This is a genomic window from Micromonospora gifhornensis (genome assembly GCF_016863515.1).
In the GTDB taxonomy this organism is placed as follows: Bacteria; Actinomycetota; Actinomycetes; order Mycobacteriales; family Micromonosporaceae; genus Micromonospora; species Micromonospora gifhornensis.
In genome coordinates, this window is record NZ_BOPA01000016.1 from 169,145 (window position 1) to 193,224 (window position 24,080).

26 protein-coding genes, 1 tRNA gene and 1 pseudogene are annotated in these 24,080 nt (G+C 71.3%); 4 read left to right on the forward strand and 24 right to left on the reverse strand.

Going from position 1 to position 24,080, the window contains the following annotated elements; genetic code table 11:
- Positions 1-6: 6 nt before the first annotated feature.
- The 15 genes from Vgi01_RS11265 to Vgi01_RS11335 all read right to left on the reverse strand — a co-directional run bounded on the left by Vgi01_RS11265 (position 7) and on the right by Vgi01_RS11335 (position 12,019).
- A complete protein-coding gene (locus Vgi01_RS11265; protein WP_204290964.1) occupies positions 7-888 on the reverse strand; it encodes an NAD-dependent protein deacetylase in 882 nt (293 codons plus the stop codon).
- A 50-nt stretch (positions 889-938) separates the two neighbouring features.
- Positions 939-1,631: a DivIVA domain-containing protein gene (locus Vgi01_RS11270; protein WP_239088898.1), complete on the reverse strand. Its 693-nt coding sequence runs from the start codon at positions 1,629-1,631 to the stop codon at positions 939-941.
- Positions 1,628-2,806 carry a globin domain-containing protein gene (locus Vgi01_RS11275; protein WP_204290965.1) on the reverse strand — a complete coding sequence of 393 codons (1,179 nt, stop codon included), beginning with the start codon at positions 2,804-2,806 and terminating at the stop codon, positions 1,628-1,630. The genes Vgi01_RS11270 and Vgi01_RS11275 overlap by 4 nt, the downstream gene beginning before the upstream one ends.
- Positions 2,807-2,808: 2 nt before the next feature.
- Positions 2,809-3,207 (reverse strand): group I truncated hemoglobin, encoded by a 399-nt coding sequence (locus Vgi01_RS11280; protein WP_204290966.1) that lies wholly within the window; start codon positions 3,205-3,207, stop codon positions 2,809-2,811.
- Positions 3,208-3,654: 447 nt separating this feature from the next.
- Positions 3,655-4,242: a MerR family transcriptional regulator gene (locus Vgi01_RS11285; protein WP_102656051.1), complete on the reverse strand. Its 588-nt coding sequence runs from the start codon at positions 4,240-4,242 to the stop codon at positions 3,655-3,657.
- A 207-nt stretch (positions 4,243-4,449) separates the two neighbouring features.
- Complete coding sequence (locus tag Vgi01_RS11290; RefSeq protein ID WP_102656050.1) at positions 4,450-4,914, reverse strand: bifunctional nuclease family protein; 465 nt, start codon at positions 4,912-4,914, stop codon at positions 4,450-4,452.
- A gap of 175 nt (positions 4,915-5,089) precedes the next feature.
- Positions 5,090-5,785 (reverse strand): transcriptional regulator FtsR, encoded by a 696-nt coding sequence (gene ftsR / locus Vgi01_RS11295; protein ID WP_199180050.1) that lies wholly within the window; start codon positions 5,783-5,785, stop codon positions 5,090-5,092.
- Positions 5,786-5,835: 50 nt separating this feature from the next.
- Positions 5,836-6,288, reverse strand: coding sequence for an oxoglutarate dehydrogenase inhibitor Odhl (odhI, locus tag Vgi01_RS11300; RefSeq protein ID WP_013733916.1), 453 nt, complete (start codon positions 6,286-6,288; stop codon positions 5,836-5,838).
- Between the two features lie 219 nt (positions 6,289-6,507).
- Positions 6,508-6,888: a glycine cleavage system protein GcvH gene (gcvH, locus tag Vgi01_RS11305; RefSeq protein WP_102656048.1), complete on the reverse strand. Its 381-nt coding sequence runs from the start codon at positions 6,886-6,888 to the stop codon at positions 6,508-6,510.
- 53 nt (positions 6,889-6,941) lie between these two features.
- Positions 6,942-7,862, reverse strand: coding sequence for a DUF881 domain-containing protein (locus Vgi01_RS11310; RefSeq protein ID WP_102656047.1), 921 nt, complete (start codon positions 7,860-7,862; stop codon positions 6,942-6,944).
- A gap of 9 nt (positions 7,863-7,871) precedes the next feature.
- Positions 7,872-8,204, reverse strand: a complete 333-nt coding sequence (locus Vgi01_RS11315) for a small basic family protein (RefSeq protein ID WP_013733919.1) — start codon at positions 8,202-8,204, stop codon at positions 7,872-7,874.
- The gene (locus Vgi01_RS11320; protein WP_102656046.1) at positions 8,201-9,106 is read right to left on the reverse strand and encodes a DUF881 domain-containing protein; all 906 of its coding nucleotides are present in this window, start codon (positions 9,104-9,106) and stop codon (positions 8,201-8,203) included. The genes Vgi01_RS11315 and Vgi01_RS11320 overlap by 4 nt, the downstream gene beginning before the upstream one ends.
- Positions 9,103-9,729: a cardiolipin synthase ClsA gene (gene clsA, locus Vgi01_RS11325; RefSeq protein ID WP_102656045.1), complete on the reverse strand. Its 627-nt coding sequence runs from the start codon at positions 9,727-9,729 to the stop codon at positions 9,103-9,105. The genes Vgi01_RS11320 and clsA overlap by 4 nt, the downstream gene beginning before the upstream one ends.
- A gap of 301 nt (positions 9,730-10,030) precedes the next feature.
- Positions 10,031-11,209 (reverse strand): PP2C family protein-serine/threonine phosphatase, encoded by a 1,179-nt coding sequence (locus Vgi01_RS11330; protein ID WP_204290967.1) that lies wholly within the window; start codon positions 11,207-11,209, stop codon positions 10,031-10,033.
- 63 nt (positions 11,210-11,272) lie between these two features.
- The gene (locus Vgi01_RS11335; protein WP_204290968.1) at positions 11,273-12,019 is read right to left on the reverse strand and encodes an SAM-dependent methyltransferase; all 747 of its coding nucleotides are present in this window, start codon (positions 12,017-12,019) and stop codon (positions 11,273-11,275) included.
- A 122-nt stretch (positions 12,020-12,141) separates the two neighbouring features.
- Here Vgi01_RS11335 and Vgi01_RS11340 point away from each other — a divergent pair, with 122 nt between their 5' ends.
- Genes Vgi01_RS11340 through Vgi01_RS11350 form a run of 3 tightly spaced genes read left to right on the forward strand, consistent with a single transcriptional unit; the run spans position 12,142 to position 13,760 of the window.
- A complete protein-coding gene (locus Vgi01_RS11340; protein WP_204290983.1) occupies positions 12,142-13,032 on the forward strand; it encodes a universal stress protein in 891 nt (296 codons plus the stop codon).
- Between the two features lie 42 nt (positions 13,033-13,074).
- The gene (locus Vgi01_RS11345; protein ID WP_013733925.1) at positions 13,075-13,287 is read left to right on the forward strand and encodes a hypothetical protein; all 213 of its coding nucleotides are present in this window, start codon (positions 13,075-13,077) and stop codon (positions 13,285-13,287) included.
- A complete protein-coding gene (locus tag Vgi01_RS11350) occupies positions 13,284-13,760 on the forward strand; it encodes a hypothetical protein (protein ID WP_204290969.1) in 477 nt (158 codons plus the stop codon). Before Vgi01_RS11345 ends, Vgi01_RS11350 begins: the two co-directional genes overlap by 4 nt.
- On the opposite strand, the gene Vgi01_RS11355 is transcribed toward Vgi01_RS11350, so the two are convergent.
- On the reverse strand, positions 13,757-13,960 hold the full coding sequence (locus Vgi01_RS11355) for a hypothetical protein (protein WP_102656042.1): 204 nt from the start codon (positions 13,958-13,960) through the stop codon (positions 13,757-13,759). The genes Vgi01_RS11350 and Vgi01_RS11355 overlap by 4 nt on opposite strands.
- A 138-nt stretch (positions 13,961-14,098) precedes the next feature.
- Here Vgi01_RS11355 and Vgi01_RS11360 point away from each other — a divergent pair, with 138 nt between their 5' ends.
- Entirely contained in the window at positions 14,099-14,746 is a 648-nt protein-coding gene (locus Vgi01_RS11360; protein WP_204290970.1) for a hypothetical protein, read from the forward strand.
- A 12-nt stretch (positions 14,747-14,758) separates the two neighbouring features.
- Here Vgi01_RS11360 and Vgi01_RS11365 read toward each other — a convergent pair whose 3' ends face one another.
- The 8 genes and pseudogenes from Vgi01_RS11365 to fdh all read right to left on the reverse strand — a co-directional run.
- The gene (locus Vgi01_RS11365) at positions 14,759-14,944 is read right to left on the reverse strand and encodes a hypothetical protein (RefSeq protein ID WP_102656040.1); all 186 of its coding nucleotides are present in this window, start codon (positions 14,942-14,944) and stop codon (positions 14,759-14,761) included.
- A 73-nt stretch (positions 14,945-15,017) separates the two neighbouring features.
- Positions 15,018-15,215, reverse strand: a complete 198-nt coding sequence (locus Vgi01_RS11370) for a hypothetical protein (RefSeq protein WP_013733930.1) — start codon at positions 15,213-15,215, stop codon at positions 15,018-15,020.
- Positions 15,216-15,266: 51 nt separating this feature from the next.
- A complete protein-coding gene (selB, locus tag Vgi01_RS11375; protein WP_102656039.1) occupies positions 15,267-17,024 on the reverse strand; it encodes a selenocysteine-specific translation elongation factor in 1,758 nt (585 codons plus the stop codon).
- Positions 17,025-17,026: 2 nt separating this feature from the next.
- The gene (gene selA, locus Vgi01_RS11380) at positions 17,027-18,331 is read right to left on the reverse strand and encodes an L-seryl-tRNA(Sec) selenium transferase (RefSeq protein ID WP_204290971.1); all 1,305 of its coding nucleotides are present in this window, start codon (positions 18,329-18,331) and stop codon (positions 17,027-17,029) included.
- Between the two features lie 22 nt (positions 18,332-18,353).
- Positions 18,354-18,449: transfer RNA gene (locus Vgi01_RS11385), tRNA-Sec, on the reverse strand.
- A gap of 59 nt (positions 18,450-18,508) precedes the next feature.
- Positions 18,509-19,522, reverse strand: coding sequence for an NrfD/PsrC family molybdoenzyme membrane anchor subunit (gene nrfD / locus Vgi01_RS11390; protein ID WP_204290972.1), 1,014 nt, complete (start codon positions 19,520-19,522; stop codon positions 18,509-18,511).
- Entirely contained in the window at positions 19,519-20,436 is a 918-nt protein-coding gene (locus Vgi01_RS11395; RefSeq protein ID WP_204290973.1) for a 4Fe-4S dicluster domain-containing protein, read from the reverse strand. Before Vgi01_RS11395 ends, nrfD begins: the two co-directional genes overlap by 4 nt.
- A gap of 106 nt (positions 20,437-20,542) precedes the next feature.
- A pseudogene (gene fdh / locus Vgi01_RS11400) lies at positions 20,543-23,750 on the reverse strand (formate dehydrogenase); the annotation flags it as partial.
- Positions 23,751-24,080: the final 330 nt, after the last annotated feature.

Below are 24,080 nucleotides of genomic sequence, written 5' to 3' on the forward strand. Positions count from 1 at the left end.
CCCCGCTCAGCCGGCGGCCGGCGTCACCGCGTCGACTGCCGTCGGCTGCGCACCGGCGGTCAGCAGCCGCTGCGCCAGGGCCGGCAACACCTGCCCCAACGGCGCGTCCACCCGCAGCAGGGCATGGGCGTCGCCCCGCGTCGCCCCCTGGTTGACGATCACCACCGGCACCCCGTGCCGGGCCGCCGCGGTGACGAACCGACGCCCCGACAACACCGTCAACGACGACCCGAGCACCAGCAGCAACCGGGCTGCGGCCACCATCGCGAAACAGTCCCGCACCCGCCCGGCCGGCACCGTCTCACCGAAGAACACCACGTCGGGCTTGAGCATCCCACCGCAGCTGCGGCAGTCGACCGTACGGAAACCGGCCACCTCGGTGTCGTCGAGTTCCACGTCACCGTCGGGGTTGATCGCGGCGGCCCGGCCGGTGAAATCCGGGTTCAGCAGCCGCAGCCGCCCGTCCAACTCCTGCCGCGACGTGCGCTGCCCACAGCCCAGGCAGACCACCTGGTCGAGCCGACCGTGCAACTCCACCACGTCACGGCTGCCCGCCGCGGTGTGCAGCCCGTCGACGTTCTGGGTGATCACCCCGGTCACCAGGCCGCCGTGCTGCAGCCGGGCCACCGCCCGGTGACCGTCGTTCGGCGCCGCCTGCGCCATCAACCGCCACCCCAGGTGACTGCGGGCCCAGTAGCGGCGGCGGGCCTGCGCGTCACCCACGAACATCTGATACGTCATCGGGGTGTGCCGGCGGGCCACCCCACTCGGCCCCCGATAGTCCGGAATGCCCGACTCGGTGGACAGGCCGGCGCCGCTGAGCACCACCACCTCACCACCGGCCACCAGCCCCGCCACCGGCTCGATCACGTCTGCCACCCGACCCATGCTGCCCCAGCCGGCAGGCCCCCGACCAGCCGCCGCACCGGCGAGGACGGTCAGGGCTGCTGGTGACGCGGCACCGCACCCGCCGGCACCGCCGGCGCGCCGATGCGCTCCATCGTGCGCGCCAACTGGGCACTGCCGTCGTCGAGGTGCCGCGCCGCCGCCCGCATGTGCGAGATCATCATCTCGCCGTAGATCCGCAACGCCTCCCGCGCCGCCACCCCGTCGTCGAACGACGCCCCGGCCGACGCCCGGTAATCCTGCACCGCCCGCTCCGCCTCCTGGCGGGCCTGCTCCACCGCCGCCCGCACGTAACTCTCGTACTGGGTACGGGCGTACTCGGCGACCCGCCGCGCATAGTCGTGCGCCTGCGCGATGATCTGCTCGGCCTCCCGCTGCGCCGCCGACAGCAGATTCACCTCCTTGGTCGCCGGCAACGACGCCGTCGGCTCCGCGCTCGGAATCACCCCGTGCCGGTGCAACTCCACGTGGTCACCCAACCGCTCGTTCTCGGCGCGCAGGTTCGCCACCTGGGTGGCCAGCAGATCCAACTCGTCGGCCACCTGCATCCGGAACCGGTCCACGTCGGCCTGGTCGTAGCCGCGCCGCGCGAACGACGACGAACCGAACTCCCACCGCCGGACCCGGTCCGCGGTGATCCGCACCGGCACCCCACCGACGGAATCGGTGCCGTCGTACCGGCCGAGGGGCACCGCCACCCCGACACGACCGCGAGACTCACTCACCGGGCACCTCCGCGCTCATCAGGGACGTGCGACGTCGACACCGCCGACCGCCACGCCGGGCCGTACCACCGCTGACCCGGATCCTCGTGGTGCAGCTGCCCCCGGTGATAACCCGCCCGGGTCAACGCCGCCACCGTCCGCGCCACCACGTCATCGGAACCACACACGTACACGTGCCGGGACCGCCAGTCACCATCGGCCAACGCCCGGTCCACCGGATAGACGAACTCACCCGGCCGCTGCAGGTCCAACCCGGCCACCTGCGTCACCGTCAACCACGGATACGACGCCGCCAGCTTGTCGAGCCCCTCAGCGTCGTAACACTCGCCGGGGGAACGAAACCCGACGTACAGGTCCACGCGGCGCGGCGACTCCTCGGCCGCCACCTGCTCCACCAACGCCTTCAACGGCGCCCAGCCGGTACCGGCGGCCAGCAGCAACAGATTCGCCGACCCGGCCGAGGACAACGTCAACCCGTCCCCCACCGGCGCCGCCAGATGCACCTGGTCGCCCACCGCGCACCCGTACACCAGCCGCGACGACACCGCACCACCCGGCACGGCCCGCACATGCAACTCCAGCGTGCCGTCGGTGCGGGGAGCGTTCGCCGGCGAGTAGTACCGCCACGACCGCAACGCCGGATGCGACAGCCCGATCGACTGGCCCGGCGTGAACGGCAACAGGTACTGCGGTCGTACCGTCAGCACCGCCACGTCGAAACCCCGCCGCTCATGACCGACCACCTCCGCCACCCACCACGGTGGCTGCACCGCCTCGGCGGCCTGCGCGGCCTCCGTCATCACCTTCGCCACCAGCCCGTACTCCGCCGACCAGTCCTGCGCCAGCTCGTCGGTCCACGCCTCGGCGAGAAAATGCCGCAACGTCGCCAGCAGCGCCTGACCGACCGCCGGATAGTGCTCCGCCCGCACCGCGAACTTGCGGTGGTCGGCACCCAGCTCCTGCAGGTAACCGGCCAGCCGGTCGACCTGATCCACCTGCGACACGATGTGACCGAGCGCGGCGACCAGCCGATCCCGCTGACCCGCCATGTTCGTCGGGAACATCTGCCGGGTCTGCGGATGGGTCAGGAACAGCGTCGAATAGAAGTACAGCGGCACCTGGTCACCGTGCGCGGCAACCGCCGACCAGCTGCGCTTGAGTCGGGAAACGTCCACGCTCAGGCGTCCGCCTGACGCCCGCCGGCCACCACCTGGTCCTGCACCTGCGCCAACACCGCCTGCACATCGGTGATCACGTCACCCGGCACGTTCAACTGCGTCAACACCGCCGTCAGATGCCCGCCCACCTGCTGGTAGTGCGCCACCGGAATCTGCAACGGCTGATGCGCCGTGGCCAGATCACGACCCCGGTACTCGTTCGGGCCACCCAGCACCACGGTCAACATCTGCGCCATGTGCCGACGCTGCCCGGCCATGTCCACCTCGGTGAAGTAGCCGGCCAACTCCGGGTCGGCCAGCACCCGGTCGTAGAACAACTCGACAGCGGCCTTGACCGAACCGGCCCCACCGATGCGCTCGAAATGCGAAACCGGCGTGGGCTCCTCGGTAACCGTCACAGGTCATTCCTTCCGTCCGTCCAGCAGGGGTGGGCGCGTCGACGCGCACCGACGACGATCCGCCGACATCGACCGTGCCGCGACGCTACGACAGCGACGCCATGCAGACCGTGACGGACGATAGCGTGCCGCGCCGCCCACGTCAGGACCAACCTGTCAGCTGACCGACAGCACAGAATCACGAAGAGTGACCGCCGAAAACTGGTCGTCATCGGACGGACACGCAAAGCGGTCACCGTCCACTGGGCCCACACCCCGACCACCGGCACTGGCCAGCACCGACAAACCGACCCGCCGGCCCGCGACCCACCACACCAGACCGACACCGGCGACCAGAACAACACTCAACGTGATCGAGAAAAAACCAAAGAATGGAAACCCTCACCCGGCACACCCACGGGTGGCACCACCACATGACGGTCGCGACTCAGCCGACCGACCGAGCAGTCAGCCCGCCCGACGCCGCGCCCGACGCGCCGCCAACTCGTCACCCACCGCCGGCTCCTGCGGCTCGTCCGGCTCCACCGCCACCCCCGCCGGCTCCGCCGGCAGATGCGACAACGACCCCTGGATCTCCTTGAACGCACCACCGATCGCGATGCCGAACACCCCCTGGCCGCCCTGCAACAGGTCGACCACCTCCTCCGGAGACCGACACTCGTACACCGTCGTCCCATCGGAGATCAGCGTGATGCCCGCCAGATCCGCCACACCACGCGAACGCAACGCCTCGATCGCCTTACGAATGTTCTGCAACGACACCCCGGCGTCCAACAACCGCTTCACGACCTTCAACACCACCAGGTCGCGGAACGAGTACAACCGCTGCGTCCCCGAACCCGACGCATCCCGCACACTCGGCACCACCAACGCCGTACGCGCCCAGTAGTCCAACTGCCGGTAACTGATGCCCACCGCGTGGCACGCCGTCACACCCCGGTACCCCACCGCACCGTCACTGTCAGTCGCCGACCCGGGTGTCCCACCCGACTCGTCCAGCCCGCTCACCGGATCGGAATCCCGCGGCTCGTGCATCTGGACAACCTCCCCGTCAGTGCGGTGACACGTCGTCTCTGAGACGCGCACCCCTCGACACGGGCAACCCTATAGCGACCGTCGAGCGTTACCACGGAGAAACCATCGCGACACGCCGCGCATCGACAGCGACGAGCATCACCATCACCGACAGTGACCGCCAGTGTGGGGCGAGCAGCAACCAGCCCGCGACCCGGGCCCACCAGCTCAGCCGGCGAAATCCTCCGGACGCACCTGCTCCAGGAACTCCCGGAACTTCTCCACCTCGTCCTCCTGCTCGTCAGGGATCACGATCCCCGCCTCACTGAGGACCTGCTCGGCACAACGAATCGGCGCACCGACCCGCAACGCCAAAGCGATCGAATCACTGGGCCGCGCCGAGACCCGCAGCCCGTCACCGATCAACAGATCAGCGAAGAACACGTTCTCCTTCAGCTCAGTGATCTCCACCGCCCGCAACGGCGCCTTCAACGCCGCCAACACATCCCGCAGAAGATCGTGAGTCAACGGCCGGGCCGGCTTGACACCCTGCTGCTCGTAAGCGATCGCCGTCGCCTCCACCGCGCCGATCCAGATCGGCAGATAGCGGTCCCCCTCGACCTCCCTGAGCAGGACGATCGGCTGGTTACTGGGCAACTCAACCCGAACCCCGACCACGCTCAGCTCGCGCACCGCCGCCTCCGTGTCGTTGTCACCTACGCCGCACCGCGCCCTTCTCTGCACGGTACACGGACCGCGACACGGCCGTCCCATGCGCTTCCCGCACCAACAACCGCGCCAGAAGAGGGGTTACCCCCGCAAGCCTACGCCACGCACGGCCGGGCAGATCCGACCACACACAGCCGCCTCAGCGCCCCAGCGTCGAGCGCAACCCCACCCGCACCAGCGCCGCATGCAACTGCTGCGACAAGCCCACCAGCTCCCGCGCCGTCTCCGCCGCCCGCGCCCGCGCCGCCGGATCACTCTGCCGCACCAACGGCGCCACCAACTGCGCGAACAAACCGACCTCCCGGTCAGCCGCCGTCCGATAACCCCGCAGATGCCGCGGCTGGAACCCGTACGCCGAAAGCCCCGCCACCGCCTTCGCGATGATCAACGCATCGCCGTCGTACCAACCCGGCGGATCCGACACCACCAGCCCGAGCCGCTCCAACTCCCCCAACGTCGACTCGTCGATCCCGCTGCGCGACACCAACTCCGAGCGGCCCAGCCGCACCTGAGCCGACTCCGGACCAGCACCCCGCCCCGGCACCTCACCATCGGGACCCACCGCCACCAACGCCGGCCGGGACCGCTCCGGCACCTCACCCGTGGCTTCCCACCCCGCCAACTGCTCACGAATCACCCGCAACGGCAGATACTGATCCCGCTGCGCGGTCAACACGAACCGCAACCGCGCAACATCGTCCCAGCCGTACTTCCGGTAACCCGCCGCCGTGCGCTGCGGCTCCACCAGGCCCTCGGCCTCAAGGAACCGCAGCTTCGAAATGGTCACGTCGGGAAAATCCACCCGCAGCTGGGCCAGCACCTCGCCGATGCTCATCAACGGCTGGGCGCGACCCGCCCCGGACGGCGTCGAGGCCGCAGGCTCGTTCACCCCCGGCCGGCCTCGCCCTCAGGGCGCGGACCGGCGATGAACACCACCCGGAACTTGCCGATCTGCACCTCGTCACCGTTGGTCAACGTCGCCGCCTCGACCCGCTCCCGGTTCACGTACGTGCCGTTCAAACTGCCCACGTCCCGCACCGTGAACGTCCCACCATCACGGTGGAACTCCGCATGCCGACGCGACACCGTCACATCGTCGAGAAAAATGTCACTGTCCGGGTGCCGGCCACTGGTCGTCACATCGTGATCCAGCAGGAACCGGGCACCCGCGTTCGGACCCCGACGAACCACCAGCAGCGCCATCCCCGGCGGCAACGAACCGGACATCCGGCTCGGCACCACATCGGTGTCCGGCCCCTCCAACGCTTCTTCGAGCGAACCGAGATTGAGCGTCGACGTGACGTCGAGCGGGGGGAACTCGTCGCCTGGGCGAGTCATGGGACCACCTCACGGATCTGTTTCGGTCGGCGTCGGGTGACGGCGGGTCTGGCCGCCGGGGCGCACATCCCCCCGGCGGCTGGCTCTCCGTGCCCCGAAAGGCTGTCCGCGACGCTCAACAAATGGGTTCTCGGTCGACTGGGCGAGCCTAGCCAGCGCCGAAAAACAGGGCAACCGGACGCGCGGCACAGACACCAACGCGCCGACACAGCAAAACGCTCAGCTCTCCGTCAACTCGCGATACGCGTCCGCGGTGAGCAGCCCGTCGACCGCCGCCGGATCCGCCACAGCGATCTCCACCAACCAACCCGACCCGTACGGATCCGTGTTGATCACCTCGGGCGTGTCGGCCAACACCTCGTTACGCGCCGACACCGTACCCGCCACCGGGGCGTACAACTCCGACACGCTCTTGGTCGACTCGATCTCACCCAACGGCTCACCGGCCGCCACCACCGCACCGGCCTCCGGCAACTGCACGTACACGATGTCGCCGAGAGCATCCTGCGCGAAATGAGTGATGCCGACCCGCACGGCCCCGCCGTCAGCGGCCGCCACCCACTCATGCTCAGCGGTGTAACGCAGATCCTCAGGAATCACCAGCGTCCTCATCCATCGCGACACCGGACCTCACCGATGCCGGCCCACCAGGCCTAACCGACCGGACGGGCGTGTTCCAGTGTTCTGGGCACGTGCAGCGCCGAAACCTCGGCAACCTCACGATCCTCAACGATCACGTTACCGCCGTCCTGCGCCACCGACGCCACCACCCCACCGGGAATGTTCAACCCCGTACGCATCGTCGCCGGATCACCGATCACCGTGATCGTGAACGGACCCGACAACGGACGCCCATCCACGATCAACGAGCCGTTCTCCCCGTCCAGGAAGTACGTCGACGCCACGATCCGCACCGACGCCCGGTCACCACCGGAAATCTGCATCGCCTCCGCGCCGGCACCCCGCAACTCCTGCACCGCATCCAACACCCGGATCGCCGAAATCGGCTTCGCACCCGCCTGGAACCGCACCGCCAGACCCGGACCCCGCGCCGGCAACGTACCCGCCAGAATCCCCAACTCGTCCGCCCGCCGCGTCGCCTCCTGCAACGCCGCCTGACGCCCCTGCTCACCCGAACGCAACTGCCGCTGACTCTCCTCCAACGTCGAGATGTCCTGCCGCAGCCGAACGTCCCGCGCCTCCAGGTCGTACAGAATCCGCACCAGGTCCTCCTGGCGCGCCGCCGCCAACGACGAATCCGTCGACGTGGTCTTCAACTGCACCGCCAGCGTGAACCCCAACAACACCAGCAACACGCTGATCATCACCGTCGCGGAACCGAACCGCCGCCAACCCGCCGCCACCGCCGCCGCGAACGACCCCGCCGCCGACTCGTCCCCACCCTTGGCCGGCGCATCGTCCTGCGGCGGGCGCCCCTGCGGCGACAACGGACTCAGCTCGTCCGGATCCGGTGCCTCCGGCCGCGGATCCGGCTCACCCGCCGGACCATCCGGCCGCACCGGACCCGCCGGCTGCGGCCACCCCGTACCCGTCTCGGTGTGCTCGTCAGTCACGCCACAAACCTACGCCCGGAACAGGTGCCGGCGGATCGCCGCCACGTTTCCGAAGATACGCACACCCAACACGACCACCACACCGGTGGACAACTGCCCACCCACACCCAACTGGTCACCCAGATACACGATCAACGCCGCCACCAGCACGTTGGAGATGAACGACACCACGAACTGCTTGTCGTCGAAGATGCGGTCCAACTTCGCCCGGACCCCACCGAACACCGCGTCCAGCGCCGCCACCACCGCGATCGGCAGGTACGGCTGCAACGCCGCCGGCACCGTGGGATCCAACCACAGACCGAGCACCACACCGGCCAGCAGAGCCAGCACCGCGATCATCGACCACCTCCGGAGGGACTGGGGGACCCGCTACCCGACGGCGACACACTCGGACTCACCGCAGGCTCCGCGTAGCGTAGCCGCGGCTCCGGCGCCGCCGGCAACGTGAGGTCATCGACCTGCCGCACACCGAACGACAACCCGGTGTCCTGCGCCACCTTGCGCATCGTCAATGCGCTCCGGCTGGCCTCGTACCGCTCACGCATCGACCTCGGACCGATCGCCGACACCTCGTACGGCCCGGTCACCGGCCGGAAGTCCACCAGGATCGCCTGACCCGCGTTGCGGATCGTCGAGGTCGCCGTCAACCGCTGCCCGTTGATCGCGATCGCCTCCGCCCCCGCACCCCACAGGTCGTTGGCCACCCCCTGAAGGTCGCTGTAGAGCACCTGCGACGGGCCGACGTTGGCCCCACCGAGGCCATCCTGACCACTCGGGCCGTCCTCCAACCGGACCACCACACCGTCACCACGCACCCGACCCAGACCGGTACTCGCCGCAAGATTGCGCAGCCGCGACGCCTGCGAACCGCTCAGCTGCGCCTCCCGCTGCCGGTTCACCTCATCGCGCAGCTGGTCGGCGCGCTCCGACATCGCGTCCGTGTCGGCCTGCCGCTGCTTGATCTGCGCCACCAGACCCGAGCGGGCCTGCGCCCGCCCCGACTCCTCGGCCGTGGTCTGCCGGTACGCCACCGCGCAGAGAAAACCCAGCAGCACGATCAACACCAGGCTCACCGGACTCACCGTCCAGCCGGGTCGAGGCGATCGCCCGCGACGCGCCCGCGCCTGCGCCGCGTCGGCGTAACCCGGATCCAACGGGTTACGGAACAACTCGGTCAGGAAGTCCGGAGTGAAGGTCCGTACGCCGCGACGCTCGTCGTCGTCACCCACGCGCTCGCTCATGCCTCCCCCCGTCCCCGTACCGCCCGCACCAGCTGGCGGGCCTGGATCACGTAGAACGCGCCGGCCACCCAGTAGAGCACCAGACCCCACCAGGCCAGGGCCCAGCCCATCGGGTGCGCGACCGCCGTGGTGGCCGACACCGTCGCGGCCAGCAGCAGCAGCGGAAAGGCCGCGAGCAGCAGGAACGTGGCGGTCTTACCGACGTAGTGCACCGGCGGCGGACCGTAGCCGTGCCGGCGCAGCACCGCCAGCGACACCAGCAGCAGCGCCTCCCGGGCCAGCAGGGCCGCGGTGAACTGCCAGGGCACCACGTCCCGGGCGGTGAAGGCGATCAGGACGGCGAGGATGTACAGCCGGTCGGCGAGCGGGTCGAGCAGCTCACCGAGGCGGCTGACCTGGCGCAGGCGACGGGCGATCCAACCGTCGACCCAGTCGCTGGTGCCGCCGACGGCCAGCACCACGACCGCGGCCACGTCCGCGCGGGCGACGAGAAACAGGTAGAGGAACAACGGGACACCGGCCAGCCGCACGAAGCTGATCACGTTCGGCACGGTCAGTACGCGGTGCTCTCCACCGGCGTCGGCGCCCTGGGGTGGCTCCGTTCGAGCGGGCCGACGCGACACCGAACCTCCTTCGCGGCACGCCGGTCCGCTGCGGGCCCCTGGTCCGCCGGCGGTCGTACGCGCTGTCCCGTCGGCTGACGCCGACTCCCCCTGTGATCCCGATCCGGGATCGTCCCTGGCCCTGCCGTCCGCTGTCGAAGATCGCGAACCGGCGGAATGCGCTGCCACTATATCGGGCCCGGGTGCGGGTCCCGCCTTCTAGCAGCGTCGGGTGGGATGTCTGGTGTCGAGGTGACGGTGGTCACCATGCGTAGAGCGTCCTAGGATGAATGCTGTGGGGTGGTGGGTTGCTGCCTACTCGTCAACCGTCCGCCCGGTCGCCCCCGCCGTGCCAGTCCAGGCACACCACCACCGCGTCGTCGCGCAGGTCGGCGTCGGCGTGGAAGGCCTGCAACTCGCGCATCACCGTACCGACCGCCTCACTCGGCGGCTGCAACCGCGTGGCCCGCATGGACCGGGCCATCGCCCGCTGGCCGTACGCCTCCTTGCCGCTCGGATCGGCCCCCCACACACCGTCGGAGACGACGAACAACCGGTCCCCCGGATCCAGGTCGAACTCCTGAAGGTCGTACCGGGTCTCGGCGAACATGCCCAACGGCAACTGCTGCTCCAGCACCAGGCGGGTGACCGCGCCACCCCGCAACCGCATCAGGTGCGGCGAGCCCGCGTCGACGGCCCGCACCCGCCCGGTCGTGCAGTCCAGTTCGAGCAGCACGGTGGCCACGTGCCGGTGCCCACGATGCTGGTAGTAGACCGTGTCGGAGGCCAGTTCGGCCTGTTCCACGAGTCCGCCGCCGGAGCGGCGGGCGTTGCGCATCGCGTTGACCGTCACCGCGGTCAGCAAGGCCGCGGCGAGCCCGATGGTTTCGCCGTTGAGCACGGTCACGGTCAGCCGGTCGTCGTTCAACGACCAGTCGAAGTGGTCACCGCTGACCGTGTACGCCGGTTCGAGCTGGCCCGCCACCTGGAAGGCCTCGTGGCTGATGCCGCGTCCGGGCAGCAACTCCCACTGCAACTCGGCCGCCATGCTCAGCCGCTCCCGGCGGCGGGCCCGCCGGTACCTGTCGGTCTCCCGGTCCGCGGCGCGCAACGCCATGGCCACCTCACCGGCGATGTCCGTCGCCGCGGCGACGATCTCCTCCGACGGGGCCTGCGGCAACTCGACCATCAGCACACCCAGCCGCTCCCCCCACACCGTCAGCGGCAGGTAGAGCCGGCAGCGGCCCTGCGGCTCACTGCCGCGCACCGACTGCTGACTGCTGAAGCAGCGCTGCACCATGCTCTGCACCGCCTGACCGGCGACCTGCGGCTGGCGGGCGTCGAGCACCGGCCACAGACCGTTGATCCGGTAGTCGGCGACGAACACGGCGGTGCCCAAGGCACCGAGTACGGAACGAATGGCCTGGTCGGCGGCCTCGACCACCCGGTCGGGCGGGGCCTCGCGCAGGGCGCGGGAGATCCCCGTGAGCGCATCCGCCATGACCATCCTCCGAAAAATACTTGCCCTGGGGCAAGCATCATACGGAGGTGGGGCGACCCCGGGTCACCCGGCCGACCGCACCGCCACCACGCCGTGGAAGGCCGCCGGCACCTCCTCCGGCGCCCCGTCCGGCCGCCAGCGCGACACCGCGACGATTCCCTCCGATGTGGGCGTCCACCGCCCCAGCAGCGGCGCGAACGCCGCCGGTGACCGCATCCGGAACGCCGGCCCCATCATGGCCAGCGCCTCGGGGTGGCCGGCCAGTTCCTCGGTGTCGAAGTCGATGGCCAGGTGACTGCCCACAGCCGACGCCCGGTACAACTCGTCGAGCGTACGGGCGAGGGTCTCGTCGTCGAGAAAGGCGGCCAGACCGAGGAACACCACACCCACCGGCCGTCGACCCCAGCCCGGCACGAAGCGGTGCAGCAACGCCGGATCGATCGTGCCGATGTCGGTGGCGTCACCGTAGCCGTAGCCGGCCCGGTCGCTGCCGGCCAGCAGGCGTTGCCCGAGGCGGATGGTGACCGGGTCCACGTCGGTGTAGAGCACTGTCGCCTCCGGAGCCACCTCGTGCACGTTGCCCAACGTCGGCACCCCCGCGCCGAAGACCAGGAAGCTGTCCACACCGGTCGCGGCGATCGCGCGTACGGCCCGGCCGAGGAAGGCCCGCAGCGCCCGGAAAACCGGCGCGCACGGCCCGTACGCCTGCTCGAAGGCGTGTGCCGCGGCCACGTCGACCGGGTAGTGGTGCGTCCCGCCGAGCCAGAAGTCGATCATCCGTGCCGTGCTCGGCTGGTCGGGCTCCACCATCGACGACGCTCCCTCCCCCGGCGGCCGGGGTCAGCGTACCGACATCGGCCCCCTGGCCGGTATAGCCCCGCTGACCTGCGGCGGCCCGCGATACTGACGCAAACCGGCAGACGGGGGTGGCGGTGGACTCGGCGGTGGTGGTCGGCGTGGACGGCTCCGAGGCGGCACTCGCCGCGGTACGGCTCGCCGCGGCGGAGGCGGCGCGCTGGCATCGACCGTTGCGGGTGGTGCACGCCTTCATCTGGCCGTCGCTGCACTCCCCCTTCACCCCGGGCACCGAGGGCCCGGCCGACGGAGGGCTGCGCGGTCAGGCCCACCAGCTCGTCACCGCCGCCGTCGATGCGGCGCAGACCACCGCACCGGGACTACGGGTGACCGGCGAGATCGTCGACGGTGCGCCGACTGCCGTCCTGCTGCAGGCCTCCACCGACGCGGCGCTGGTGGTGCTCGGCGACCGTGGACTGGGGGGCTTCACCGCCCTGGTGGTCGGCTCGGTCGCGGTGACCGTCGCCGCGCACGCCCACTGCCCGGTCCTGGTGGCCCGCGGTACGGCCGACCCGCAGGGGCCGATCGTGGTCGGGGTGGACGGCTCCGACGTGTCCCGCCTGGCCGTGGAGTTCGCGGTGCAGACCGCCGCGTTTCGCGGCGCTACCGTGGTGGCGACCCACGCCTACCGGCATCCCGCCTCGACCGGCCCGGGCGACATGCAACCCCTGGTGTACGACGAGTCGCAGCTGCAGGCCGAGGAGCAGCGGGCACTCGCGGAGTCCATCACCGGGCTGACCGACCGCTACCCGGACGTGACGATTCGCCGTGAGTCGGTGCGGGGACGCGCCCCGAAGGTGCTCACCGAGGCGTCTCGTACGGCGCAGCTGCTGGTGGTGGGCGGTCAGGGGCGCGGCGAGCTGACCGGGTTGCTGCTGGGGTCGGTGAGCCGGTCGATGCTGCACCACAGCCACTGCCCGGTCGCGGTGGTCCGGGGGGACGGGGTTGGCCCCCCTCCAGGCGGGTAGACGGGGCGCGTACGTGACCGGCGAGCACCAGAGGAGACAGCGATGCCTGGACCGAGGCCTGGTAGTAACGCCTACGACAAGCAACGCGCCCGCCTGCGCAACGCCCTCGACAACTCCGGTCGGGGCGTCACGGACGAACGGGCCGACGAGGCCGCCAACCGGATCCTGCAGGACGAACGGGGTCAGCGCGGCATAGCCCGGGGCGAGCGCACCTACGGCCCGAAGGGCAACCGTGAACCGGGTGACCCGAAGTGAGCCGCAGCGCGCTCACCGACGGGCTGATCGCGGGGGCGGTGGGTACCACCGCCCTCAACGTCGCCACCTACGTGGACATGACGGTACGGGCCCGACCGGCCAGCCAGAGCCCGCAGGAGAGCGCTGGTCGGGTGGCCGACGTGGCTCACCTGGACCTCGGGTCACCACGACGGGCCGAGAACCGGCTCTCCGGTCTCGGCGCGTTGATGGGGTACGGGCTCGGCGTGGCCGCCGCCGTCGGCTTCGCGGCGTTGACACGGGGTCGGCGGCAACCCCTGCTGCGGGCCGCGGCCCTGCTCGGCGGCGGGGCGATGACCCTCGCCGACGGGACGCTGACCCTGCTCGGCGTCACCGACCCGCGCACCTGGCGGCGCAGCGACTGGCTCGCCGACCTGCTGCCGCACCTCGCGTACGGGCTGACGGCCGCAGCCACCTGGAACCGGCTGCGGCCGTCAACGGCGACCGGAGGTTAGTCCCGGTCGCTCTCGTCCTGCGCGACCGGCTGCCCGGTCGGCCCGTACGGCGACACCTGTCCCCGGGGCACCGGACGTCCGGCGTCGGCCCGCGAGGTGCCACGGTTACGCGGATGACCGGTCGGAGCCGGTCCCTTGCTGTCCTGACTGGTGGCGCCCAGGGCGTTGCGGCGCAACTCCTGCTGCTGCGGGTTCGTCATGGTCGTCTCCCTTCGCCAAGTGGCGGGACGCGACAGTCGACCACGTCCACGAGCGGCTTACCCATCGCCGTCGACCGCATTCCGTAGCCGGCGCTGCGGCCCGGGACTGCTCGGCCGCGCAGCGGGTATCTCCCTGCGATGGGTGACCAACGGGCTGTCGCGCGGGCCCTGCTGACTCGCCGCACGTACGCCGAGGAGGCGGGGATCTCCCTCGCCGACCGGCCCGCACCGCTCTATCAGCTGCTGGTGCTGGTGACGCTGCTCAGTACCCGGATCAGGGCACAGGTGGCGGTGGCCGCCGCCCGGGAACTGTTCGCCGCCGGATACCGCACCCCGGCGGCGATGGAGGCGGCGAGCTGGCAGCAGCGGGTCGACGCGCTCGGTCGTGGCCACTACCGCCGCTACGACGAGCGGACCGCGACGATGCTCGGCACCGGCGCCCGGCTCTGCCTGGACCGCTGGCACGGTGACCTGCGGCGGCTGCGCCGGCAGGCCGACGGTGACCAGGACCAGCTGCGCCGCCTGCTCGTCGAGTTCCCCGGCATCGGCCCCACCGGCGCGGACATCTTCCTGCGCGAGGTGCAGACGGTCTGGCCGCAACTGCGACCGTACGCCGACCGACGCGCGGTCGCCGGGGCCAAGCGGCTCGGTCTGCCGGCCGCCACGGACCGGCTGGCCGGTCTGGTCGACGAGGGCGAGTTCGGCCGGTTGGCCTCGGCGCTGGTGCGGGTGGCCCTCGGCGAGGAGTCGGCGGGGCAGATCACCCGCAGTGTCGCCGCCGGCTGAGCCCACCGACACTCACTTGGCGGCGTTGCCGCCGGGCTTGGTCAGGTGCCACACCAGCAGCGACGCGAGCAACGCCAGCACCACCAGCCCACCGGAGAGCCCACTGCCCTCCTCCGGGGAACGGCCGGTCGTGCCGAAGTAGATCACCGCCAGGCCGGCCAGCACCGCGAACAGCTTGCGGATACCTCGGTCCTTCACAGCTGGCACGGTAAAGGCGCAGACCGGGCGGTTGTGGGCATTTCGCCGCAGGTCCCTCGACCGGGCGATGAGCTCAGTCGGTCTCCAGGTCGTCGAGGGAGATCTTGTGGCTCATCAGCCAGCGGGCCAACGCGGACATGCCGAACAGCCACAGCGGCGCCGACTCGGTGGTGCCGTTCGTGGCGAAGATGGCGAACCGCAGATCCGGTGCCCGGTACGCCTCGATCCGCCACCGGTGCTGCCGGTCCCGCCAGACCGCGCTCGGGTCCATGCCGTCACGGTAGGCGCTGCACCGGCCCGCCGGCCGACGGATGCCGCCAACTCAACTGTCCACCACCATCCGGGTGTCGTCGGGCAGCCGACGGGTGGCGCCCTGCCGGTCCAGCAACTCCAGCAGCGGCACCGCCACCCGACGGGTGGTGTCCAGGGCCTGCCGGGCCGCGCTGAGCGTGAACGGTTGCGGCAGGGTGGCCAGCACCCGTACGGCCTGCTGCGGCGCATCCGAGGGCAGCAGCACGTTGCCGGTCAGCCGCAGCAGCACACCGGCGCGTACCGCGGCACCGATCTCGCGGGTGCCCAGCCCGACGGCGGCGAGCCGGTCGGCTTCGGGTGCGCGGAACGGTCGGGTCGTCAACTCCTCGTGCAGCAGCGCCAACGCGCGGGCCACCGGCTCGGGCACCGCGTCGGTGTCGGCGGTGCCGACCCGGCCGGCCACCAACCGCAGCGGCTCCCGCACCAGCGCCTCCACCAGCGCCCGGTCCGGCAGCTCCAGCCGCTGACGCAGCACCTCCACCGGCGCCCCCGGCTCCAGCGGATGCCGGCGGGCATGCTCGGCGACCGCGTCGGCGAGGCGGCGACCCAGCTGCCGCCAGTGCTCCGGGTCGACCAACCAGTCCCCGCACACCGGTGACCCGGTCACCGGCACCCCCGCCCGACGCAGGTCGGCGGCGCGCATCAGGCCCCGACGGCGTAGCTCGCCGGCCAGGTCGGGACGGCCGTCCATGCTCGCCAACACGGCTGCCCGGGCCGCCGCGGCACCACGGCGACGCAGCGGCGGCGGCGCGACGTCCAGCACGGTGAGTCCACCGGCCACGTGATGGCGGCCGGGGTCACGCAGCAACGCCCGGTCACCGATGAGCAGCGGCAGCGGCCGGGCCAGCCGCAGCCGCAGGGTGTCGACACCCAGGGGGCGTACCCGCACCGGCACCGCCGCCGACCCGATGTGCAGGGTCAGTGTTGCGGGCAGGTCGGCCGCCGGATCACCGGCCAGCCGCACGTCGATCAGGTCGGTGCCGGCGAACCCGTCGGGGGTGAGCAGGGCGTCGCCCCGGGCGATCCGGTCCCGGGGCATCCCGCGCAGGTTGACCGCCACCCGGGCGACCGGCCCCACCTGTTCGCACGGCTGACCGAGCCGGTGCAGGCCACGTACCCGCACCGGCTCGCCGCTGCCGGCCACCACCAGTTCGGTGCCGACCCGCAGCTCACCGGCGCCCAGGGTGCCGGTGACCACGGTGCCGCTGCCGCGCATGGTGAAGCTGCGGTCCACCCAGAGCCGTACCGGGCCGTCGGTCGGTGCGGTGGGCAGCCGGGCGGCCAGCCGGTCCAGCGCCGCCTGCACCTGCGGCAGCCCGGCACCGGTGACCGCGCTGACCGCCACCGCCTCCACGTCGCGCAGCGAGGTCGCCGCCAGGTGCGCACCGGCGCGCTCCAGGACCGGCCCCGGGTCGGCCAGGTCCGCGCGGGTCACCACCAGCAGCCCGTACGCGACCCCGAGCGCGTCCAACGCGGCCAGGTGCTCCGCGGACTGCGGCATCCAGCCCTCGTCGGCGGCGACCACCACCATGGCGGCGGGCACCGGACCGACACCGGCGAGCATGTTCGGTACGAACCGTTCGTGTCCCGGCACGTCGACGAACGCGACAGTGGCGCCGGACGGCAGCGTCGTCCAGGCGAACCCGAGGTCGATGGTCATGCCCCGGCGGCGTTCCTCCGCCCACCGGTCCGGTTCCATCCCGGTCAGTGCCCGCACCAGGGTGGACTTGCCGTGGTCGACGTGCCCGGCGGTCGCCACCACCAGCATGGTCAGTGTTCTCCCGGCACGGCCAGCACGGCGGCGCGTACGGCGTCGTCGGCGTGCGGCGGCACGCACCGCAGGTCCAGCAGCAGCCGCCCGTGCGTGACCCGACCCAGCACCGGCGGCTCGCCGGTGCGCAGCGGACGGGCGTAGTGCTCCGGCAGGCTCAACGCCCACGAGTCCAACTCCACCCCGGGAGCGCCGCCGCCACCGACGACCGCCACCGACGGCACCACCTCGACCTTGTGCCCGTCGGCCGCGATGGCCTCGCGCAGCCGCTCGGTGCGCTCCCGCAGACTCGCCGGGTCGGTGTGCAGCGCCGCCCGGGTGGGTGTGGCCGGATCACCGAGGGTCGCCGCCAGCGCGGCCAGGGTCAGTTTGTCCACCCGCAACGCCCGGGCCAGCGGATGGCGGCGCAGCCGATCCACCAGCTCGGCGCGGCCGAGCAGCAGCCCGGCCTGCGGCCCACCGAGCAGCTTGTCGCCGCTGGCGGTGACAAGCGCCGCCCCGGCGGTCAGGGTGCTCGCCGCGTCCGGCTCGTCGGGCAGCAACGCATCTGCGGCGAGCAGCCCGGAGCCGATGTCGACGACCACCGGCACCCCGAGCTCGGCCAACCGTCGCACCGGCACCGCCGAGGTGAAGCCACTGACCTGAAAGTTCGACGGGTGCACCTTCAACACGAACCCGGTGTCCGGGCCGATCGCGTCGGCGTAGTCGGCAAGGGTGCTCCGGTTGGTGGTGCCGACCTCCCGCAGCCGCGCCCCGGTGCTGACGATCAGGTCGGGTAGCCGGAACCCGTCACCGATCTCCACCAGTTCACCTCGACTGACCACGATCTCGGCGCCGGCGGCCAACGCGGTGGCCGCCAGGACCAGGGCGGCGGCACCGTTGTTCACCACGTGCACCGCCTCGGCCTGCGGCACGGCGGCGGCCAGGGCGTCCAGCGCGTCACGGCCACGGCGGGCCCGCCGCCCGGTCCGAAGGTCCAGTTCGACGTCGGTGTGCCCGGCGGCGGCGACCATCGCGGTCACCGCCGCGTCCGACAACGCGGCCCGACCCAGGTTGGTGTGCAGCACCACCCCGGTGGCGTTGAGCACGGCACGCGGCGCGGCCGGCGGCAACGCGGCCAGGGCGGCGTCGCGTACCTGATCGGGGTCGATCTCGCCGCGGCGGGCCCGGTCCTGGGCCTGCCGCACGGCGGCCTTCACCCGGTCCCGGCCCAGGCTGACGACGGCCGCGGCCAACCGGGGCTCGGCCAGCAGCGCGTCGGTGCGCGGCACCCGACGCCGTGGGTCGGCGCAACCGTCGCCCATCGGGTCATCTCCTCGGCAGCGTTGGCGGAGACGGACGGGAATCGAACCCGCCTGGCCCGGGTCCCGGACCACACCGGTTTTGAAGACCGGGAGGGGCACCAGCCACCTGAACGCCTCCACCCAGCATTTGATCACAGCCAGCTGGTGATCAGGCCGGGAGGTGGCCGAACGCTGACGCTACGGGGTCTCGGCGGCGCGCCGCCGCGCAAGCCGCTCCCGCTGCGGCAGCACCGTGTACCGGGGGTCGCGGGCGGAGGCGACACCGGCACGGAACACCCCGAACCGGGTGGCCACCGACGCCGCCAGCAACGCCGCACCGGACAACGCCGCCACCACCCGGCTACGACCACCCAGCACCGCACCGGCCACCCCGACGGCGGTCAACGTCCGCCCGGCCCGCAACAGCTGACCGGCGCGACCGGTCCGGTACGGCTCGCTGAGCAGCCCGAGCCGGCTCTCCACCTGATGCGCGCCGTACAACTCCAGCGCGGCACCGGCCACCGCCATCCGCCGGGCCGGCCCCGCCTGCGCCGGCGGCACGGCGATCAGACCCACACCGGCGCCGCTGGCCAACGCGCTGCCCGCGAACACCACAGGCAGATGGGGGTACGCCTCATGCCACGACGGCACGGCCGTGTCGGCCAGCAGCACCCCCGTGTACGTGCCCAGAGCCGGTGCGGTCGCCGCCGCCGCCAACCCGGCGACCCGCCCCACCGGCGGCAACACCCGGCGGACCAGCCCCAGCGGACCCCGGCGCGGCAGCAGGGGCGCCGCCTCGGCGATCGCGGCCAGCCCGGCGGCCGGCCCGTAGGCGGCGACGATCCACGTCCCCACCGACATCGGGGAGGTCGGCTTGGCCACCCGCAGCATGTGGTGGAAGCGCTCCGGCCGACCCAGATCCTTGACCAGCAGCCCGGCGCTGGCGGTCACGGCAGCCAACGCGGCGACCCGCCCGGCACGCCGCATCGCCGGCCGGCCGGTCAACTGCCCACCGGCGGCCAGCAGCGACGAACCGGCGGCCACCCCACCGGTGAACAGGTAGGCGGCGATCTCCCAGGTCCACACCGGCGGTTTGAGGATGGGCCGCCCGTAGTAGGAGCTGAACTCGGCCGGCGGCACCGCCAACCCGGCGTCGCGCCGCTGGCGGGACCGGCGGAACCGCTCCCCCACCGGCGGTTGCTGACTGCTCACCGTTTTCCTCCGAGGAACGCCACGACCGCGCCCGCCGCCATGGCCAGCGCCGCCACCCCCGCACGTTTCCACATCTTCGGCAGGTCGTGGGTGGGCACCTGCGGGTCGGGCGGCAGACCGTACACCTCCGGCTCGTCGAGCAGGAGGAAGAACGCACCGTCACCACCGACCCCGTCGCTGGGGTCGTGGCCGTAGAGCCGGGCCTCGGGCACCCCCCGCTCGTGCAGGGTGGCGACCCGGGCGGCGGCCCGCTCCCGCAACTCGTCGAGCGGGCCGTACTGGATCGACTCGGTGGGGCAGGCCTGCGCGCAGGCCGGGGTCATGCCCGCACCGATCCGGTCGTAGCACAGGGTGCACTTCCACACCCGGCCGTCGTCGACCCGCCGGTCGATGACCCCGTACGGGCAGGCCGACACGCAGTAGCCGCAGCCGTTGCAGATGTCCTCCTGCACCACCACGGTGCCGAACTCGGTGCGGAACAGCGCCCCGGTCGGGCAGACGTCCAGGCAACCGGCCCGGGTGCAGTGCTTGCACACGTCCGACATCATCAGCCAGCGGAAATCGTTGCGCCCCTCGGCCGTGCCGGTACGCCCCGGCGGCCCGGACTGCGGCATCCCGAGGAACTGGGTGGTGGTGTCGGTCTGCTCCGATGCGGCGGCCGGCCGGGGTTGCTCGATGAACGCGACGTGCCGCCACGAGTTCGCGGTCAACGCCCCGGTGTTGTCGTACGACATGCCGAGCAGGTCCAGCCCGGAGGTGGGTACGCCGTTCCACTCCTTGCAGGCCACCTCGCACGCCTTGCAGCCGATGCAGACGCTGGTGTCGGTGAAGAACCCCATCCGTGGCGGCGGGTCGACCCAACCGGCACCCGTCGCCGGGTCCCGTGGCGTCGACCGGTCATCCGTGTCGACCATCACCGGTCCCCTCTTTCGTCAGCGCCGGTTTCCCGCTCGCCCGCTGTCTCGCCAGGTTGGTCGACCGGCACGCCGGGGGTGACCGCCGGCGGCACGGCACCGGCCACGATGCCGGCGCGGGTGCGGTAATCGTCCACCAGGTCCCGCAACGCCGGCCCGGTGGGGCGGCGCCCCGGCCGCACGTCACAGGTGCCGATCTTGCTTTCCTGGATCAGCACGTTCGGGTCCAGGGTGATGCCGAACAGGTCGTTGGCCGAGTCGCCGGTCACCAACCCCTCGAACCCGAAGTGGTACGGCAGCCACAGCTGGTGAATCACCCGACCGTCCACCCGCAACGGCACCAGCCGGTCGGTGACCAGCACCTTCGCCTCGATCACCGCACGGGCGCTGATCAGGTGCGCCCAGCCGAGATGAGTCAGCCCGGCCACCGCCGCCAACGCCGGGGACACCTCGACGAACATCTCCGGCTGCAACTCCGCCAACGGCGCCACCGTACGGCTCATCCCGCCGGCGGTGTGATGCTCGGTCAACCGGCTGACCGTGAACACGTACGGGAACACCTGGCTGTGTTCCTGCGGCGGACTCGGATTTATCGAGTTCACCGGATGCCGGTACGTCTTGCGGGTCGGGTTGTCCTGCTGACCGTAGAACGAGTTGCGCACCGGCGACTCGGCCGGCTCGTAATGCGTGGGCAGCGGGCCGTCGACCACGCCACTGGGCGCGAACAACCAGCCCTTGCCGTCGGACTGCATGACGAACGGATCGTCGCCGGCCAACGCGGCCGGACCCGTGGCACCCTCCGGCGGCCGGTACGTCGGCGCCTTCGTCACCTCGAAATCCGGCACGTCGTAACCGGTCCACCGGCCCGCCGACTCGTCCCACCACACGTACCGTTTGCGTTCGCTCCACGGCCGGCCCTGCGGATCGGCCGACGCCCGGTTGTAGAGCATGCGCCGGTTCGCCGGCCACGCCCAACCCCACTCGGCCGCCACCCAGTCCTGCTCACGACCGGGCCGCCGACGCGCCGCCTGGTTCACCCCGTCGGCGTACACCCCGGCGTAGATCCAGCAGCCCACCGCGGTCGTACCGTCGTCCCGGGCCTCGGCGAAGCTGGCGAGGGGACGGCCGGTCGCCACCTCGTACCCGTTGATCTCCCGCAGCACCGCCTCGGCGTCCGGCTCGTCGTGCGGACCGTGGGTGGGATAGTCCCAGGCCAGGTCCAGCAGCGCCCGGTCGCGCGGCAGCGTCGACCCGGCCAGCTTCTCCCGCAGCCTGCGGCCCAGGTGGTAGAAGAACCACAACTCCGAACGGGCGTCACCCGGCGGGTCCACGGCCTTCTCGCGCCACTGCACCAACCGCTGCGTCTGGGTGAAGGTGCCCTCCTTCTCCACATGCGAGGCCGCCGGCAGGAAGAACACCTCGGTACGGCACTCCTGCGGCACGATCTCCCCGGTGGCCACCTCGGGGCCACGCTGCCAGAACGTCGCACTCTCGATCATGAACAGGTCCCGGACCACAAGCCAGTCCAGATTCGCCATGCCGAGCCGCTGCGCCCGACCGTGCGCCGAACCGACCGCCGGGTTCTGACCGAGCAGGAAATAGCCCTTGATCTTCCCGTCGATCATGTCCAGGACCTGCTGATAGGTGCCGTGGTCACCGGTCATCCGAGGCAGATAGCCGTAACAGAAGTCGTTGTCCGGGGTCGCCGCGTCCCCCCAGTACGCCTTGAGCAGACTCGCCGCGTACGCCCGCGCATTGCCCCAGAAACCCTTCTGGCCGGGGTGCCGGATGGCGTCCACCCATTCGTCGAAGGTCGGATGTTGGGCGTGGTGCGGCATCGGCAGATAGCCCGGCAGCAGGTTGAACAGGGTCGGGATGTCGGTGGACCCCTGGATGCTGGCATGCCCACGCAGCGCCAACACCCCACCACCGGGGCGACCCACGTTACCCAGCAACAACTGGATGATCGCGCCGGTACGGATGTACTGCACGCCGACGCTGTGCTGCGTCCACCCCACCGAGTAGATCAGGCAACCGGTCCGCTCCCGACCCGAATTCTGCGTCCACGCACGGGCCAACTCCAGGAACTTCTCCTGCGGCAGACCACAGACCCGCTCCACCATCTCCGGCGTGTAGCGGACGAAGTGCCGCTTGAGGATCTGGTACACGCAGCGCGGATGCTGCAACGTGTCGTCCCGCTCGACCTGCCCGGCGATCGGCGCACCATGCGACTCGTGCCGCAACCCGGCGGCCGTGTCCCGCTCCGTCGCCGTGTGGCCGCTGCCGGAATCCCGCTCGTGCCCGGCGTACTGCCAGCTGTCCTGCACGTAGCTGCCGGTCTCCGGATCGAAGCCGGAGAACAGACCGTCGGCGTCCTCGGCGTCGACATAATCCTCGCTGACGATCGTCGCTGCGTTTGTATACGCCAGCACGTACTCCCGGAAGTCCAACTCGTTGCTCAGGATGTAGTTGACCACCCCACCGAGCAACGCGATGTCCGAGCCCGCCCGGATCGGCAGGTACGTGTCAGCCGACGCGCTGGTCCGGGTGAACCGGGGATCGACATGGAACACCTTCGCCCCGCGCTTACGCGCCTCCATCACCCACTGGAAGCCCACCGGGTGGGCCTCGGCCATGTTCGAGCCCTGGATGACGATGACGTCAGCGTTCGCCACGTCCTGTTGGAAAACCGTCGCGCCGCCGCGACCGAAGCTGGCCCCCAGACCGGGGACGGTGGCGGAGTGTCAAATCCGCGCCTGGTTCTCGATCTGAAGTGCCCCCATCGCGGTGAACAACTTCTTGATGAGGTAGTTCTCCTCGTTGTCCAGCGTCGCCCCGCCGAGGCTGGAGATGCCCAACGTACGGTTCAGCGGGCGACCCTCGGCGTCGACGTCCTCCCAGGTCTCGGCACGCGCGGCGAGAATCCGGTCGGCGATCATGTCCAGCGCCGTGTCGAGGTCCAGGTCCTCCCACTCGGTGGCGTACGGCCGCCGATACCGCACCGTCGTCTGCCGCAGCGGACTGGTCACCAGACTCTTGCTCGCCGACCCCTTCGGGCAGAGCCGACCACGGGAGATGGGGCTGTCCGGGTCGCCCTCGATCTGGGTCACCCGGTTGTCGGAGACGAAGACCCGCTGCCCACAACCGACCGCACAGTACGGGCAGACGGAACGGGCCACCCGGTCGGCGTCCTCGGTGCGCGCAGTGAGCCCGGCCGAACGAGCGGACTGCGCCGCCGCGCCCCGGCCCAGCGGATCGGTGCCCGTGAGCTGCCGGTACACCGGCCAGCCCAACAACACGTCCCGCAGACCCACGCTCGTCACCTCCGCCCTTGATCCTTCCCCCTGACCTTAGGGCAGCGGGGCGCGGTCGGACAGGCGGGCCGACAGAACTCGGGAAACAGCACACCGCCCCCGGCCCGTTGACGGGGCCGGGGGCGGTGCGTGGGTGTCGGTGTGCAGGTCGCCTCTCGGCGAGTGGCGCGACGCGGCTCCAGCCGGACGGTATTCCGCGAAGGCAAATTAGGTGAGGCCCGGGGACACTGGATCACACCGACGCTCGGTACAACCGACCCACGCCCGTTCTTGTTCCCACTTGCTGTCGGCTCACTCCCACTTGTTTTTGTGGGGCGGTTGCGGTGGGGG

Bases quoted from the DNA above. Each gene is read 5' to 3' on its own strand.
- Vgi01_RS11345 (WP_013733925.1), top strand. From the start codon at position 13,075: ATGCCTGGACCGAGGCCTGGTAGTAACGCCTACGACAAGCAACGCGCC.
- Vgi01_RS11330 (WP_204290967.1), bottom strand. From the start codon at position 11,209: ATGGCGGATGCGCTCACGGGGATCTCCCGCGCCCTGCGCGAGGCCCCG.
- Vgi01_RS11315 (WP_013733919.1), bottom strand. From the start codon at position 8,204: ATGATCGCGGTGCTGGCTCTGCTGGCCGGTGTGGTGCTCGGTCTGTGG.
- selB (WP_102656039.1), bottom strand. From the start codon at position 17,024: ATGCTGGTGGTGGCGACCGCCGGGCACGTCGACCACGGCAAGTCCACC.
- Vgi01_RS11370 (WP_013733930.1), bottom strand. From the start codon at position 15,215: ATGGACCCGAGCGCGGTCTGGCGGGACCGGCAGCACCGGTGGCGGATC.
- Vgi01_RS11265 (WP_204290964.1), bottom strand. From the start codon at position 888: ATGGGTCGGGTGGCAGACGTGATCGAGCCGGTGGCGGGGCTGGTGGCC.
- Vgi01_RS11395 (WP_204290973.1), bottom strand. From the start codon at position 20,436: ATGGTCGACACGGATGACCGGTCGACGCCACGGGACCCGGCGACGGGT.
- odhI (WP_013733916.1), bottom strand. From the start codon at position 6,288: ATGACTCGCCCAGGCGACGAGTTCCCCCCGCTCGACGTCACGTCGACG.
- Vgi01_RS11355 (WP_102656042.1), bottom strand. From the start codon at position 13,960: ATGACGAACCCGCAGCAGCAGGAGTTGCGCCGCAACGCCCTGGGCGCC.
- Vgi01_RS11360 (WP_204290970.1), top strand. From the start codon at position 14,099: ATGGGTGACCAACGGGCTGTCGCGCGGGCCCTGCTGACTCGCCGCACG.
- selA (WP_204290971.1), bottom strand. From the start codon at position 18,331: ATGGGCGACGGTTGCGCCGACCCACGGCGTCGGGTGCCGCGCACCGAC.
- Vgi01_RS11285 (WP_102656051.1), bottom strand. From the start codon at position 4,242: ATGCACGAGCCGCGGGATTCCGATCCGGTGAGCGGGCTGGACGAGTCG.
- Vgi01_RS11335 (WP_204290968.1), bottom strand. From the start codon at position 12,019: ATGGTGGAGCCCGACCAGCCGAGCACGGCACGGATGATCGACTTCTGG.
- ftsR (WP_199180050.1), bottom strand. From the start codon at position 5,785: ATGAGCATCGGCGAGGTGCTGGCCCAGCTGCGGGTGGATTTTCCCGAC.
- Vgi01_RS11320 (WP_102656046.1), bottom strand. From the start codon at position 9,106: ATGAGCGAGCGCGTGGGTGACGACGACGAGCGTCGCGGCGTACGGACC.